Raw genomic sequence first — 14,206 nt, 5'->3', positions numbered from 1 at the left:
GCGCCCGGCACGGTGGCCACGGTGGCGGTTTGGATGGCGCCCCGGCATGGCCGCGTACCGCGGCGCGGGGCCCGGCGCACGGCCGGCCACCCGTCACACCCGAGTCCCCACGAGCGCAATGCCGTCGACCCAGACTTCTTCCCCAGCCGCGGCCGATGGTGCCGAACGCGCAGCCGGTGCGGCCTCCGCACGGATGACCCGTGTCGAGCTGCGCGCCAGCGTGTCGCTGGCCAGCATCTTCGCGCTGCGCATGCTGGGCCTGTTCCTGATCCTGCCTGTCTTCGCCGAATACGCGCGCACGCTGCCCGACGGGCACGACGCCCAGCGCATCGGCCTGGCGATGGGCATCTACGGCCTGATGCAGGCCTTCCTGCATATTCCGCTTGGCTGGCTGTCCGACCGCATCGGCCGCAAGCCCGTGATGATCGGCGGCCTGCTGCTGTTCGTCGCGGGCGGGCTGGTGGCGGCGTTCTCCGACACGCTGACCGGCATCATCGCCGGCCGCGCGTTGCAGGGCACGGGCGCGATCTCGGCCGCGATCACCGCCTGCATCGCGGACCTGACCAGCGAGCGCCATCGGACCAAGGCGATGGCAATGGTCGGCGGCAGCATCGGCCTGACCTTCGCGCTGTCGCTGGTGATTGCCTCGCCGCTGCTGCGCACCATCGGCATGCCGGGAATCTTCACGCTGATGTCGGTGCTGGGCCTGCTGGCGATCGCCGTCACGCTGTTCCTGGTACCGACCCCGCCGCCGCCCCATCCGGACCAGCTGCCGCTGCACCGGGTCTTGCCGAAGGTGCTGTTGAATCCTGACCTCGCGCGCATGAACGTCGGCGTGCTGGCGCTACATGCCTCCCAGGTCGCGATGTTCATGGTGGTGCCGGGCATGCTGGCCGATGCCGGCATGCCGGTCGATTCGCACTGGAAAATCTATCTGCCGGTCGTGCTGGTGTCGTTCCTGCTGATGCTGGCGCCGATGATGGCGGCCGAGCGCTACGGCCGCATCCGCCCGGTGCTGCTCGGCGCGGTCGCGCTGATGACCGCGGTGCAGCTGCTGTTCGCCGCGGTGCACGGCCTGTGGCCGATCGTCGGGGTGCTGCTGCTGTTTTTCGTGGCATTCAACGTGCTGGAGGCGATGCAGCCCTCGCTGGTGTCGCGCTATGCGGCGGCATCGCGCGGCGCCGCGCTCGGCGTCTACAACACGGCCCAGGCGATCGGGCTGTTCCTCGGCGGCGCCGTCGGCGGCTGGCTGCTGCAGCACGCCGGCCGCAGCGCGGTCTTCCACGGCTGCGCGGCCGTGCTGGTCCTCTGGCTTATAATCGCCTGGGGCATGAAGCCGCCGCCCGCCAGGGTCCGCCACGGCGGCCCGGACAGCGAGCCGCAGCCGGCGCACTGAGCGGCGGCCTGCCGGGCACGATGTAACCGCGGCGGTCACGGCGACGGCCGCATCACGCGGACACGCTTTGCGGCGCCGGCCCGCACTACCATCGGCGCGCCCGGCGCGAATCAGTCGAAAGAGTCAAACCAGTCAGCACATTGCCGCGCCGCCCATCGGGGCGCGGTTCTCGGAGAACACCTCATGGCATCCGTCAACAAAGTCATCCTCGTCGGCAATCTCGGCGCGGACCCCGAAACGCGCTATATGCCCAGTGGCGATGCCGTGACCAATATCCGGCTGGCCACCACCGACCGCTACAAGGACAAGCAGAGCGGCGACATGAAGGAGCTGACCGAATGGCACCGCGTGGCTTTCTTCGGCAAGCTCGCCGAGATCGCCGGCCAGTACCTGCGCAAGGGCTCCCAGGTCTATATCGAAGGCCGCATCCGCACCCGCAAGTGGCAGGACCAGTCGGGCCAGGACAAGTACAGCACCGAAATCGTCGCTGAACAAATGCAGATGCTCGGCTCGCGCCAGGGTGGTGGTGGCGGCGGCGACGAAGGCGGCGGCTACGCCCGCGAATCGTCGGGCGGCGGCTATGGCGGTGGTGGCGGCGGCCGCGGTGCGCAAGGTGGTGGCGGCGGCCAGGGCGGTGGCGCACGCCGGCCGCAGCAGTCGCCGTCGAACGGCTTCGAGGACATGGACGACGACATTCCGTTCTGAGTCCCTCCTCCCCGCTTCACTGCCTCACCGGCAGCCGATCGAGCCCGCTTCATGCGGGCTCTTTTCATTGGGGCGGCCGATGTTGCGCGCGGGATCGCGTCTCTGCGCCTATCCAAAGAACACCCGCGCGGATATCGATATCCCCTTTCCTTCGTTCCGCTTCAGGCGCAGCGTCCCTATCCTCGTAGCCTGTTGATCCGGCCAGGAGGACCTGCCAATGAATGCCCCGTTGGACTTCGACGCGCGCCGCGCCCTGCGGGCCGCGCTGGAGTCGCTGCCCGAGCTGGCGCAGAAGATCGGTACCGATGCGGCCGCGCGCGAGGCGCGGCGTCTGCTGCCCTATGAGGGCTTTGCGCTGTTCCGGCAGTCCGGCCTGGGGCTGTTGCGGATTCCGGCGGAGCGGGGCGGGCTGGGCGGCTCGCTGGCCGATCTGTTCGAGGTGATCGCCACCATTGCGGCGCAAGAGTCCAACGTCGCGCATGCGCTGCGCATCCATTTCGATCAGACCGAGTCGTTGCGGCTGTCGCCGCGCTCGGCCTTCAACGACGTGCAGGTGCAGCGCATCGTCGGCGGCGCCATCTTCGGCGGGGCATCGACCGAGGCCGGTACCGCCCGGCCCGGCGAGATCACCACGGCGCTGCGCCGCGACGGCGATCATTACCGGCTGTCCGGCCGCAAGTACTACTCGACCGGCACCGCCTTTGCCGACTACGCACGCATCAACGTCAAGGACGCCGACGGCGCCGATGCCTCGATCGTGATCCCGACCGACCGCCCCGGCTTCAGCGTGGTCGACGACTGGGACGGCATGGGCCAGCGCATGACGGCCAGCGGCAGCCTGGTGCTGGATGACGTGCAGGTGTTTGCCGACGAGGTGACCCGGCGCGGCAACAGCACGCTGGTCGGCCGCCATTGCGGCGCGCTGCGCCAGCTGCATCTGGTCGCGGTGGCGGCCGGCATCGTGCGCAACGCGTGGGCCGATGCGCGGCGCTATGTGCAGGACCACGGCCGTCCCGCGCTGCACAGTCCGGCGCCGTCCGCGCGCGAGGACCATTTCATCCAGCAGGTGATCGGCGATCTGGCCGCGCACAGCCATGCGATCGATGCGCTGGTCCGCGACAACGCGCGCATGCTGGACCGCTCGGCCGACGCGCTGCTGGCTGGCGCCGACGATGCCGAGGCGCTGGTGCTGCAGGGCGCGCTGGCCACGGCGCAGACACAGCTGGTGGTCAGCAAGCTGGCGCTGCACGTGGGCGAGCGGATGTTCGAGGCGGGCGGGGCGACGTTCACGGCGAAGCGCTACAACTTCGACCGCCACTGGCGCAACCTGCGCACGATCTTCAGCCACAACCCGCTGCTGCACAAGGCGCGCGTGGTCGGCGCCTATCACCTGAACGGCGAGACCACCCACCTGACCGAAGGCCGGGTGTTCTGAGCCATGTCCTGGGCAATCGGAGACCCGCGATGACATCGACCACACCGCCGCGCCAGCTGCATCTGAACATCAACGCCTTGCATTCCGGCTTCGTGCCGTCGGCCTGGCGCCTGCCCGCCAGCGATCCGCGCGCCTTCGTCGACGTGCAGCACTACGTGCGCGTGGCACGCATCGCGGAGGCCGCAAAGTTCGATGCGATCTTCCTTGCCGACAACGCGTCGATCGCCGACCAGATCCATTTCCGTCCGATCACCGCGCTGGAGCCGACGCTGCTGCTGGCCTGCGTCGCCGCCGCGACCACGCATATCGGGCTGGTGGCCACCGTATCGACCAGCTACAACGAGCCCTACAACGTCGCGCGGCGTTTTGCGACCCTGGACCATGTCAGTGGCGGGCGCGCCGGATGGAATGTGGTGACGACCGCCGATGCGGGCTCGGCGCGCAATTTCGGCCGGGCCGCCCCGCCCGATCACGGCCAGCGCTACGCGCGCGCCGACGAATTCACGACGCTGGTCAAGGCGTTGTGGGACAGCTGGGAGGACGACGCCTTCATCGGTGACAAGACCCGCGGGCGCTTCGTCGATACCGCGATGCTGCAGCCGGTCGGCCATCATGGCGCGTTCTTCGACGTGCACGGTCCGCTGAACCTGCCACGGCCGCCGCAGGGCCATCCGGTGCTGTTCCAGGCCGGCGGTTCCGACGATGGCCGCGAGCTCGCCGCGCGCCATGCCGAGGCCGTGTTTTCGGCAGCGCAGTCGTTCGACGAGGCGCTGGCGTACAAGCGCGCCATCAATGCACGCGCCGGAGCACTGGGGCGCGGTGCGGATGCGGTCAAGGTGCTGCCGGGCCTGACCACCATCATCGGCGCCACCGAGGCGCAGGCGCGGCAGCGGCGCGATGCGCTGGTCGACCTGATTCCATGGGACTACAGCCTGAACCGTCTTGCCGGCACGCTCGGCATCGAGGCCGAGCGACTGCAGCTCGATGCGCCGTTGCCCGACGATCTGGCCGTGCCGGCCAATGGCAACCACACCTTCTTCCGCGCGACGCTGGCGGCGGCGAGACGGCGGAACCTGACGGTGCGCGCGCTGATCCGCGAGCTGGCGGGCGGCGGCGGCCACCGCGTGATCGTCGGCACGCCCGAGCAGATCGCCGACGACATCGAGCACTGGTTCCGTCACGGCGCGGCCGATGGCTTCAACCTGATGCCGGACGCGCTGCCCGACGGCCTGCAGGACTTCGTCGACGGCGTGGTGCCGATCCTGCAGCGGCGCGGCATCTTCCGTACCGAGTACGAAGGCGCGACGCTGCGCGAACATCTTGGGTTGGCGCGTCCTGCCGGCAGGACGCCGGCGCGCGCCGCCGCCTGATCGAACGCGCGCCGCGCTTGTCATCCTCCCTCCTATTGACGCGGTAGCCGGGCCCGGCCCTACACTGTGGCGTATCCGGCTGCCGCGGCCATTCCGATCGCGGCGGCCCCTTGCTGCCCCACACGACGACGCTCACATGGAATGGCTGACTGACCCCACGATATGGATTGGCCTGGCGACGCTGATCGTGCTCGAGATCGTGCTGGGCATCGACAACCTGGTCTTCATCGCGATCCTGGCCGACAAGCTGCCGCCGGAGCAGCGCGACAAGGCGCGCATCATCGGCCTGTCGCTGGCGCTGTTCATGCGGCTGGGCCTGCTGTCGGTGATGTCCTGGCTGGTCACGCTGACGCGGCCCCTGTTCGCGCTCGGTCCGCTGGAATTTTCGGGTCGCGACCTGATCCTGCTGGCCGGGGGCATCTTCCTGCTGGTCAAGGCCACGCTGGAGCTGCACGAGCGGATCGAAGGCAAGCCCGAGCATGAGGTCGAGAAGCCCGCCTATGCGGGCTTCTGGCTGGTGGTCACGCAGATCGTCATTCTCGATGCGGTGTTCTCGCTGGACTCGGTGATCACCGCGGTCGGCATGGTCGACCACCTGAGCGTGATGATGGTCGCGGTGGTGGTCGCGATCGCGGTGATGCTGTTCGCGTCCAAGCCGCTGACGCGCTTCGTCAATGCCCACCCTACCGTGGTCGTGCTGTGCCTGAGCTTCCTGCTGATGATCGGCCTGAGCCTGGTTGCCGATGGCTTCGGCTTCCATATCCCGAAGGGCTATCTGTACGCGGCGATTGGCTTCTCGGTCGGCATCGAGGCGCTGAACCAGCTGGCGCGCCGCAATCTGCTGCGCTACGAGGCGCGCCGGCCGATGCGGCAGCGCACCGCGGATGCGGTGCTGCGCCTGCTGGGTGCGCGCCGTGCGGCGCAAGGGCAGGCCGGCGAGCCGGTCAGGCCGGATACCGCCGCGCCGGCCGCGTTCGCGCCGGAGGAGCGCACCATGGTCAGCGGCGTGCTGTCGCTGGCCGAACGCTCGGTCCGCTCGATCATGACGCCGCGCTCGGAACTGTCGTGGATCGATATCGAGCAGGATGCCGACACGCTGCGCCGGCAGATCCTCGCCACGCCGCACAGCTTCTTTCCGGTCTGCCGCGGACAGCTGGACGAGATCCTTGGCGTCGCGCGCGGCAAGGACCTGATCGGCACTCTGGCCGAACAGGGCCGCATCGACGAGACAAGCCTGCGGCCGCCGATCGTGGTGCCGGAATCGATCCGCATCCTGCCGTTGATGGAGACGCTGCGCGCCTCGCGCGGCCAGCTGGTGCTGGTGACCGACGAATACGGCGCGGTGCTGGGGGTCGTCACGCCGGTCGACGTGCTCGAGGCGATCGCCGGAGAGTTCCCCGACGAGGATGAACATCCGACCATCGCGGCGGCGGGACAGGGGCGTTGGCTGATCGACGGCAGTGCCGATCTGCATGCGGTGGCCCATGTGCTGGAACTGGGCGAACCGTGGACGCAATCGCAGGGGCGCTATGCGTCGCTGGGCGGCCTGCTGCTGGACCGCTTCGGCATCGTGCCGCCCGCGGGCAGTGCGATCGATCTGGACGGTTATCGCTTCACGGTGGTGGAGGCGACCGAACGGCGCATCGATCGCATCGAAGTAGTGCGGCTCGGCGCCGAATCGGTGCAGGCGGCCGCCGATGCCGGACAGCGGGAACGCTGAACGATCGACGATCCGCGCGTCGACCCGTCCCGCCTTACACGCCGAACGACTGCAACCGCGAACGGGCGGGCCGGCTCGCGTCGCGCGACCGTACCGGGCGCAGCTCGCCTTGCCAGGGTGCGGCCAGCGCATCGAGCAGGTGGTCGCCGGCCAGCGTCTTGTCGTGCAACGCGTCGCGCAGCGCCTGGCCGATGGCCAGCCGGCACAGCGCCTCGCCGTCGCGCGTCAGCGTGCGCAGGTCAGCGCCCGCACCGGCGCGGATCGTAAAGGAGCGCCGGCCCACGCCGACGAAGCTGGTGAAGCGCACGCAATCGCATTCGCCGGAACCGGCGAAGTTGACGCTGACATGGTAGGCAAGGCTGGTGCCGGCCCATGGCAACGTACAAAGGTAACTGACGGCTTCGCTCATGGCGGGCTCGCTTTGGCGCTTCAGGCCGTAGGCAGCGTTTCGGTCGGAACCAGGCCGTCGATGATGGCGCGGCCGTAGTCGACGGCGGCGCGCCTAGCGGTGCCGACGTTCTCGCACGATCCGCTGGTCAGGCGGTACAGCCGCGATTGCTCGTTGCCCGGCGGCTGGCCCTCGACGCAGATCATCACGGAGACATCGAAAGCGAGTTCGGGCTTGGTGCGCGGCCATGTCTGCACCGGCGCGCGCCGGTAGACCAGCGGATAGAGCTCGTAGCCCTTGTAGCTGGCGGTCGGAAGGGAGTCCATGCATCGCTCCTGTTGAACAACGTGGACGCCGGCTTGCTGCAATCAGCAAAAGAACCGCCGGCAATAAAAAACCCCGCAGGTGCGGGGTTTTCGTGGCTAGCGTCAGATCGCTTCGATCTTCGTGGCGGCCGGGCCCTTCTGGCCGACGCCGCGCACGAAGCGCACCTTCTGTCCTTCCTGCAGCGACTTGAAGCCGCTGCCCTGAATTTCGGAAAAATGCGCGAACAGATCGTCGCCGCCGGCGTCCGGCGTAATGAAGCCGAAGCCCTTCGAATCGTTAAACCACTTTACGGTACCGGTATCCATGACTATCTCCTGGACTGTTCCCATCGGACGAATGTCCCGAGGGGCATGACGATCAAGAAGAAACATGGAGAAGAAGTGGCGGAGCCGGGGGCGGCCAACTCGGTAATCGACGTGCTTGCTTGAAGATCCTGCGGTTCCCGTTATACAGGTCATGTGCCGGGCTGTCAAAACAATGCCGCAAATCGATTGACGACATCGGTTGCCGCATCTTTATACCTTCTTTACGCCTCACCGCCGCCTTTCTACCCCGTTTTTAGCCGTCCATCCCTAATCTGCAAGCCGGTATCACTCTCGGTATTTGCCATGGACGGGATCTTCCTGATCGTACTGTTCGGTTTCGCCGGACTCGGCGCCGTGCTGCTGCGGCTGTGCGTCGCGCTGGCGCCGCGCGCACCGGCCAATGCGGGCCAGCATGGCCCGGCGAACGACTCGGCGCCGCGCGGCGCCACCCCGGGCAGGGGGCAATGATGGACTGGACCGATCTGCTGGCCGCGGCGATGGCCGCGGCCCTCTTCGTCTATCTGCTGATCGCGCTGCTGCGCCCGGAGAAATTCTGATGACCACGCAGTTCATCGGCCTGCTGGCCCTGTATCTCGCCGTGCTGATGGCGATCGCCCCGCTGCTTGGACGCTATCTGCGCCGGGCCGTCGAGGACGGCCAATACGCGTGGACCGCCTGGGGGCGGCCGCTCGAGCGCCTGCTCTATCGCGCCGCCGGCATACGCGCCGATGCCGAGATGGGCTGGCAGCGGTATGCGATGGCCGTGCTGGCGTTCAACGTGCTCGGTGTAGTGGTGGTCTATGGCCTGCAGCGCTTGCAGGGCATGCTGCCGCTCAATCCGCAGGGCTTCGGCCCGGTGTCGCCCGATTCCGCGTTCAACACGGCCATCAGTTTCGTCGCGAACACCAACTGGCAGGGCTATGCCGGCGAATCGACGATGACCTATCTGACGCAGATGCTGGGCCTGACCGTGCAGAACTTCGTGTCCGCGGCCACCGGCATCGCCGTGGTGTTTGCGCTGATCCGCGGCTTCGCGCGGCAGAGCGCGGCGACCATCGGCAATTTCTGGGTCGACATGACCCGTACCACGCTGTACGTGCTGGTGCCGATCGCGACCGTCATCGCGCTGGCCCTGGTCAGCCAGGGCGTGATCCAGAACCTCGATGCCTACAAGCAGGTGTCGATGGTGTCGGCGGTCGAATACACGGTGCCGAAGACCGATGCCGCCGGGCAGCCGCTGCGGAGTGCCCTGGGCCAGCCCATCGTCGAGCCGGTCCGTACGGAACAGCAGACGCTGGCGATGGGTCCCGTCGCGTCGCAGGAAGCGATCAAGATGCTCGGCACCAATGGCGGCGGCTTCTTCAACGCCAACTCGGCCCATCCGTTCGAGAACCCGACCGCGCTGGCCAACCTGATCGAGATGCTGGCGATCTTGCTGATCCCGGCCGCACTGTGCTTCACGTTCGGCGAGATGGTCGGCGACCGCCGCCAGGGCCTGGCCGTGCTCGCGGCGATGACGGCGATCTTCGTCGCGATGGCGTGCGTCGCCGTGCTGGCCGAGCACCAGGCCAATCCGGCGCTGGCGGGATTGCCGGTGGACAGCGCCGCATCAGCCTGGCAGGACGGCGGCAATATGGAAGGCAAGGAAACGCGCTTCGGCCTGGCGGCATCGGCGCTGTTCGCCACGATCACCACCGCGGCATCGTGCGGCGCGGTCAATGCGATGCACGATTCGTTCACCGCGATCGGCGGGCTGGTGCCGATGCTGCTGATGCAGCTGGGCGAGGTCGTGTTCGGCGGCGTCGGCTCGGGCCTGTACGGCATGCTGGTCTATGCGGTGCTGGCGGTGTTCATCGCCGGCCTGATGATCGGCCGCACGCCCGAATACCTGGGCAAGAAGATCGAGGCCTACGAGATCAAGATGGCGGCCGTCGTCATTCTCGTCACGCCGTTGCTGGTGCTGCTGGGCACCGCGGTGGCGGTGATGGCCGACGCCGGCCGCGCCGGCGTGCTGAACCCCGGCACGCATGGGTTCTCCGAGATCCTGTACGCGCTGTCGTCCGCGGCGAACAACAACGGCAGCGCGTTCGCCGGGCTGTCGGCCAACACGCCGTTCTACAACACGTTGCTGGCGGCCGCGATGTGGTTCGGCCGCTTCTGGGTGATCGTCCCGGTCCTCGCGATGGCCGGCACCCTCGCGGCAAAGAAGCGCGTGCCGGCGAGCGCCGGCACCATGCCGACGCACGGACCGCTGTTCGTGGTGCTGCTGGCCGGCACGGTGCTGCTGGTCGGTGCGCTGACCTATGTGCCGGCGCTCGCGCTCGGTCCAGTGGCCGAGCAACTGCAAGGCGCCGCGGTTCGATGAGCCAGGCGTTCTCTTTCTCTTGATGACATCGGACGCCACGCGCCGACTTGCAGCGTCGACGTCCGTTCCTCCTCTCTAGCGCACTGCGGAGATCCCATGCAACAAGAATCGACGGCCAATGCGGCCGAGATCGGCGGCAATCCGGACGACATGTCGGCCGCCACGCCCTTGGCCGATCGCTCTCCCACTTCCGACCGTGCCGCGGCGCACGGCATGTTCGCACCGCAATTGCTCAAGCCCGCGCTTGCGTCGGCCTTCCGCAAGCTGTCGCCGCGCCAGCAGCTGCGCAATCCGGTGATGTTCGTCGTCTATGCCGGCAGCATCCTGACCACGATCCTGTTCCTGCGCGCCGCCTTCGCGCCCGCGGCGTCTGCTGGCGGCGAGAGCGCCGGTTTCATCCTGGCCGTCGCGGTCTGGCTCTGGTTCACGGTGCTGTTCGCCAACTTCGCCGAGGCGCTTGCCGAAGGGCGCAGCAAGCAACAGGCCGCGGCGCTGCGCGGGCTGCGCACCACGGTGACGGCGCGCGTGCTGAAGGACGGACGGCGCGGCGGCGCGATCGAGCCGCGCGCGGCCACGGCGCTGCGCCGCGGCGATGTGGTGCTGGTCGAGGCCGGCGACATGATCCCCGGCGATGGCGAGGTGATCGAAGGGGTCGCGTCGGTCGACGAGAGCGCGATCACCGGGGAATCGGCGCCGGTGATCCGCGAATCGGGCGGCGATTTCTCGTCGGTGACCGGCGGCACGCGCGTGCTGTCCGACTGGATCGTGGTGCGGATCACCGCCAATCCGGGCGAAACCTTCATCGACCGGATGATCGCGATGGTCGAAGGCGCCAAACGGCAGAAGACGCCGAACGAGCTGGCGCTGACCATCCTGCTGGTCGGCCTGACCATCGTGCTGCTGCTGGCCACCGCGACGCTGCAGCCGTTCTCGGTCTACAGCGTGCTGGTGGCCAGGGCCGGCGTGCCTGTGACCGTCACGGTGCTGGTGGCGCTGCTGGTCTGCCTGATTCCGACCACCATCGGCGGCCTGCTGTCGGCCATCGGCGTGGCAGGCATGAGCCGGATGATGGCGGCCAACGTGATCGCCACCTCGGGCCGCGCGGTCGAAGCGGCCGGCGACGTCGACGTGCTGCTGCTCGACAAGACCGGCACGATCACCCATGGCAACCGCCAGGCGTCGCGGTTCATTGCCGCGCCGGGCGTGGCGCCGGCGCAGCTGGCCGAGGCGGCGTGGCTGTCGTCGCTGGCCGACGACACGCCGGAAGGCCGCAGCATCGTCGCGCTGGCCCGCCAACAGGCGGACCTGCGCATCCCCGATGTGCCGCAGCGCAATGCCACGTTCGTGCCCTTCACCGCGCAGACGCGGATGAGCGGCGTGGACCTGCAGGGCAACGGCGGGCCGCGCCACGTGCGCAAGGGGGCGGCCGATGCGGTGCGCCGCTACGTGGCCGAGCGCGCCGGCAAGTTTCCCGATGCCGTCATGCAGGCCGTCGACGATGTCGCCCGCGCCGGCAGCACGCCGCTCGTGGTCGCCGACGAGCAGCACGGCCAGGTTCGCGTGCTGGGCGTGGTCGAGCTGAAGGACATCGTCAAGGCTGGCATCCGCGAGCGTTTCGGCGAGCTGCGCCGGATGGGCATCGAGACCGTGATGATCACCGGCGACAACCGGCTGACCGCGGCGTCGATCGCCGCGGAAGCGGGCGTCGACGACTACCTGGCGGAGGCCACGCCCGAGGCCAAGCTCAAGCTGATCCGCCAGTACCAGGCGCAGGGGCGGCTGGTGGCGATGACCGGCGACGGCACCAACGACGCGCCGGCGCTGGCCCAGGCCGATGTCGCGGTGGCGATGAACAGCGGCACGCAGGCGGCCAGGGAAGCCGGCAACATGGTCGACCTCGACAGCAATCCGACCAAGCTGATCGAGATCGTCGAGATCGGCAAGCAGATGCTGATGACGCGCGGGTCGCTGACCACGTTCAGCGTGGCCAACGACATCGCCAAGTACTTCGCCATCATTCCGGCGGCGTTCGCCACCACCTATCCGCAACTGGGGCTGCTGAACGTGATGGGGCTGTCCACGCCGGCGTCGGCCATCCTGTCCGCCGTCATCTTCAACGCGCTGATCATCGTCGTGCTGATTCCGCTCGCGCTGAAGGGCGTCGCCTACCGGCCGCTGGGCGCGGCGGTGCTGTTGCGGCGGAACCTGCTGGTCTACGGCCTCGGCGGCATCCTGGTGCCGTTCGCCGGCATCAAGCTGATCGACATGCTGCTGACCGTGCTGGGCTGGGCCTGAGCGCCGGATCACGCAATCGCTGAATCATCGAATCGAAGGACACCATGATGAATACCCACGCATCGCCGCAGGCCGCGCCCCTTGCCGCCGAACAGCCGGGCATGCTGCGCCCGCTGCTGACCGTCTTCGCCGCGCTGTCGGTGCTCACGGGCCTGCTGTATCCGGCCATCGTCACGGGACTGGCCAAAAGCGTGTTTCCGCACGAGGCGGCCGGCTCGCTGATCGTCAAGGACGGCAGGACGATCGGCTCGTCGCTGATCGGGCAGCCATTCTCCGAGCCGCGCTACTTCTGGGGCCGGCTGTCCGCCACCGCGCCGATGCCCTATAACGCGGCGGCCTCGGGCGGCTCGAATCTCGGCCCCAGCAATCCGGCGCTGGCGGACGCGGCGCGCGCACGCATCGAGGCGTTGCGCGCGGCCGACCCGGGCAACACGGCGCCGGTGCCGGTGGACCTCGTTACCGCCTCGGGCAGCGGCCTGGACCCGCATATCAGCCAGGCCGCGGCCGAGTATCAGGCGGCGCGGGTCGCGCGTGCGCGCGGCCTGACATTGCAGCAGGTACGCGAGCTGATCGCCGCCAACACCGACCGGCCCGCGCTGGCCGTGCTCGGCGATGCCGGCGTCAACGTGCTGCGGCTGAACCTGGCGCTGGACTCGCTCGGCGAGCCCGGTCCGAAGTAGTGCCGCGGGTGCCGTGGCAGAATGGCCTTTCTCTTGTTCTGCCTTGGCCCAGTCCGGTTCCATTGCCGATGACCGAAGCCGAATTGCGCGATGCCGGTGCGCGCGCCGATCCCGATGCGCTGCTGCGGATGGTCCAGCAGCAGGGCGAGCGTGCCGCGCGCGGCAAGCTGCGCGTGTATTTCGGCGCGTCGGCCGGCGTCGGCAAGACCTTCGCGATGCTGGCCGCCGCCAGGGCGGCCCTGGCGCAGGGCACCGATGTGGCGATCGGCGTGGTGGAAACGCATGGCCGCGCCGAGACCGAGGCGCTGCTGGCCGGCCTGGAACGGCTGCCGATGCGCGACGTGCCCTATCGCGGCCGCGTGCTGCGCGAATTCGACCTCGACGGCGCGCTGGCGCGCCGACCCGCGCTGATCCTGGTCGACGAGCTGGCGCATTCGAATGCGCCGGGCAGCCGCCACCCCAAGCGCTGGCAGGACATCCAGGAGCTGCGCGCCGCCGGCATCGATGTCTGGACCACCGTCAACGTCCAGCACCTGGACAGCCTGAACGAGGCGGTCGGCGGCATCACCGGCATTCGGGTCTGGGAAACCGTGCCCGACGCGGTGTTCGATGGCGCCGACGAGGTCGTGCTGGTGGACCTGCCGGCCGACGAGCTGCTGCGCCGGCTCAAGGAGGGCAGGGTCTATCTGCCCGAGCAGGCGCGCCACGCCGCGCGCCATTTTTTCCGCAAGGGCAATCTGATCGCGCTGCGCGAGCTTGCGCTGCGCCGCACCGCCGAACGCGTCGATCACGACGTGCGCGCGTGGCGCCAGTCCGAACCGGTGCAGCCGGTATGGCGCACGCGCGAGGCGGTGCTCGCCTGCATCGGCAGCGGCGACGATGCCGCGCAGGTGGTCAAGAGCGCGCGGCGGCTGGCGGACCAGCTCGATTGCGACTGGCATGTGGTGACGGTCGCCACGCCACGGCTGGCGCCGCCGTCGGAGCGGGCCAGGGTCCGGCTCGAGCACGCGATGCGGATGGCCGAGCAGCTGGGCGCGCGCACCGAGACGCTGGCCGGTGCGGACATGGTGCAGGCGGTGGCCGGCTACGTGCGGCGGCACAACCTGACCAAGGTGGTGATCGGACGCGCGCCGGGCGATTGGCGGCGCGGCGGGGACTCGCTGGCCGAGCGCGCGCGTTCGCTGCTGGCGCTGGCACTGTCGCCGCTGGTCGGCGCGCCG

General features: G+C 69.0%; 13 protein-coding genes and 1 pseudogene. 11 read left to right on the top strand and 3 right to left on the bottom strand.

Annotated elements, in window-relative coordinates; all coding sequences use genetic code 11:
* Window positions 1–118 precede the first annotated feature (118 nt).
* The 5 genes from B551_RS02250 to B551_RS02230 all read left to right on the top strand — a co-directional run bounded on the left by B551_RS02250 (window position 119) and on the right by B551_RS02230 (window position 6,626).
* Window positions 119–1,396, top strand: coding sequence for an MFS transporter (locus B551_RS02250; protein WP_043436915.1), 1,278 nt, complete (start codon window positions 119–121; stop codon window positions 1,394–1,396).
* 183 nt (window positions 1,397–1,579) lie between these two features.
* Window positions 1,580–2,101, top strand: a complete 522-nt coding sequence (locus tag B551_RS02245; protein WP_006578107.1) for a single-stranded DNA-binding protein — start codon at window positions 1,580–1,582, stop codon at window positions 2,099–2,101.
* A 217-nt stretch (window positions 2,102–2,318) separates the two neighbouring features.
* Entirely contained in the window at window positions 2,319–3,536 is a 1,218-nt protein-coding gene (locus tag B551_RS02240; protein WP_006578108.1) for an acyl-CoA dehydrogenase family protein, read from the top strand.
* Window positions 3,537–3,565: 29 nt separating this feature from the next.
* On the top strand, window positions 3,566–4,906 hold the full coding sequence (locus B551_RS02235) for an LLM class flavin-dependent oxidoreductase (RefSeq protein ID WP_006578109.1): 1,341 nt from the start codon (window positions 3,566–3,568) through the stop codon (window positions 4,904–4,906).
* 136 nt (window positions 4,907–5,042) lie between these two features.
* Window positions 5,043–6,626 carry a TerC family protein gene (locus tag B551_RS02230; protein WP_023263392.1) on the top strand — a complete coding sequence of 528 codons (1,584 nt, stop codon included), beginning with the start codon at window positions 5,043–5,045 and terminating at the stop codon, window positions 6,624–6,626.
* A gap of 34 nt (window positions 6,627–6,660) precedes the next feature.
* Here B551_RS02230 and B551_RS02225 read toward each other — a convergent pair whose 3' ends face one another.
* The 3 genes from B551_RS02225 to B551_RS02215 form a co-directional block, all read right to left on the bottom strand.
* The gene (locus tag B551_RS02225; protein WP_023263391.1) at window positions 6,661–7,035 is read right to left on the bottom strand and encodes a hypothetical protein; all 375 of its coding nucleotides are present in this window, start codon (window positions 7,033–7,035) and stop codon (window positions 6,661–6,663) included.
* A 20-nt stretch (window positions 7,036–7,055) separates the two neighbouring features.
* The gene (locus tag B551_RS02220; RefSeq protein WP_006578113.1) at window positions 7,056–7,340 is read right to left on the bottom strand and encodes a hypothetical protein; all 285 of its coding nucleotides are present in this window, start codon (window positions 7,338–7,340) and stop codon (window positions 7,056–7,058) included.
* Window positions 7,341–7,442: 102 nt separating this feature from the next.
* Window positions 7,443–7,646 (bottom strand): cold-shock protein, encoded by a 204-nt coding sequence (locus B551_RS02215; RefSeq protein WP_006578114.1) that lies wholly within the window; start codon window positions 7,644–7,646, stop codon window positions 7,443–7,445.
* Between the two features lie 303 nt (window positions 7,647–7,949).
* Between B551_RS02215 and B551_RS25955 the strand changes: the two genes are divergently transcribed.
* The 6 genes and pseudogenes from B551_RS25955 to B551_RS02190 all read left to right on the top strand — a co-directional run.
* Entirely contained in the window at window positions 7,950–8,114 is a 165-nt protein-coding gene (locus B551_RS25955) for a hypothetical protein (RefSeq protein ID WP_023263390.1), read from the top strand.
* Window positions 8,111–8,203 carry a K(+)-transporting ATPase subunit F gene (gene kdpF, locus B551_RS02210; RefSeq protein WP_197498270.1) on the top strand — a complete coding sequence of 31 codons (93 nt, stop codon included), beginning with the start codon at window positions 8,111–8,113 and terminating at the stop codon, window positions 8,201–8,203. Before B551_RS25955 ends, kdpF begins: the two co-directional genes overlap by 4 nt.
* A complete protein-coding gene (gene kdpA / locus B551_RS02205) occupies window positions 8,203–10,011 on the top strand; it encodes a potassium-transporting ATPase subunit KdpA (protein WP_006578116.1) in 1,809 nt (602 codons plus the stop codon). The genes kdpF and kdpA overlap by 1 nt, the downstream gene beginning before the upstream one ends.
* A 96-nt stretch (window positions 10,012–10,107) precedes the next feature.
* Window positions 10,108–12,306, top strand: coding sequence for a potassium-transporting ATPase subunit KdpB (gene kdpB / locus B551_RS02200; protein WP_023263389.1), 2,199 nt, complete (start codon window positions 10,108–10,110; stop codon window positions 12,304–12,306).
* A 47-nt stretch (window positions 12,307–12,353) separates the two neighbouring features.
* Window positions 12,354–12,986 (top strand): potassium-transporting ATPase subunit KdpC, encoded by a 633-nt coding sequence (gene kdpC, locus B551_RS02195; RefSeq protein WP_006580039.1) that lies wholly within the window; start codon window positions 12,354–12,356, stop codon window positions 12,984–12,986.
* A 68-nt stretch (window positions 12,987–13,054) separates the two neighbouring features.
* Window positions 13,055–14,206, top strand: a pseudogene (locus B551_RS02190) (two-component sensor histidine kinase); the annotation flags it as partial.

The organism is Cupriavidus sp. HPC(L) (assembly GCF_000307735.3).
In the GTDB taxonomy this organism is placed as follows: domain Bacteria; phylum Pseudomonadota; class Gammaproteobacteria; order Burkholderiales; family Burkholderiaceae; genus Cupriavidus.
The sequence above is the reverse complement of the archived record's forward strand: the minus strand, read 5'-3'. Positions and strand labels throughout refer to the sequence as shown.

Excerpts from the sequence above, each read along its gene's own strand:
- B551_RS02225 (WP_023263391.1), bottom strand. The coding sequence starts at position 7,035 with ATGAGCGAAGCCGTCAGTTACCTTTGTACGTTGCCATGGGCCGGCACC.
- B551_RS02245 (WP_006578107.1), top strand. The coding sequence starts at position 1,580 with ATGGCATCCGTCAACAAAGTCATCCTCGTCGGCAATCTCGGCGCGGAC.
- kdpA (WP_006578116.1), top strand. The coding sequence starts at position 8,203 with ATGACCACGCAGTTCATCGGCCTGCTGGCCCTGTATCTCGCCGTGCTG.
- kdpF (WP_197498270.1), top strand. The coding sequence starts at position 8,111 with ATGATGGACTGGACCGATCTGCTGGCCGCGGCGATGGCCGCGGCCCTC.
- B551_RS02220 (WP_006578113.1), bottom strand. The coding sequence starts at position 7,340 with ATGGACTCCCTTCCGACCGCCAGCTACAAGGGCTACGAGCTCTATCCG.
- B551_RS02215 (WP_006578114.1), bottom strand. The coding sequence starts at position 7,646 with ATGGATACCGGTACCGTAAAGTGGTTTAACGATTCGAAGGGCTTCGGC.
- B551_RS25955 (WP_023263390.1), top strand. The coding sequence starts at position 7,950 with ATGGACGGGATCTTCCTGATCGTACTGTTCGGTTTCGCCGGACTCGGC.
- B551_RS02235 (WP_006578109.1), top strand. The coding sequence starts at position 3,566 with ATGACATCGACCACACCGCCGCGCCAGCTGCATCTGAACATCAACGCC.
- B551_RS02250 (WP_043436915.1), top strand. The coding sequence starts at position 119 with ATGCCGTCGACCCAGACTTCTTCCCCAGCCGCGGCCGATGGTGCCGAA.
- kdpB (WP_023263389.1), top strand. The coding sequence starts at position 10,108 with ATGCAACAAGAATCGACGGCCAATGCGGCCGAGATCGGCGGCAATCCG.
- B551_RS02230 (WP_023263392.1), top strand. The coding sequence starts at position 5,043 with ATGGAATGGCTGACTGACCCCACGATATGGATTGGCCTGGCGACGCTG.
- B551_RS02240 (WP_006578108.1), top strand. The coding sequence starts at position 2,319 with ATGAATGCCCCGTTGGACTTCGACGCGCGCCGCGCCCTGCGGGCCGCG.
- kdpC (WP_006580039.1), top strand. The coding sequence starts at position 12,354 with ATGAATACCCACGCATCGCCGCAGGCCGCGCCCCTTGCCGCCGAACAG.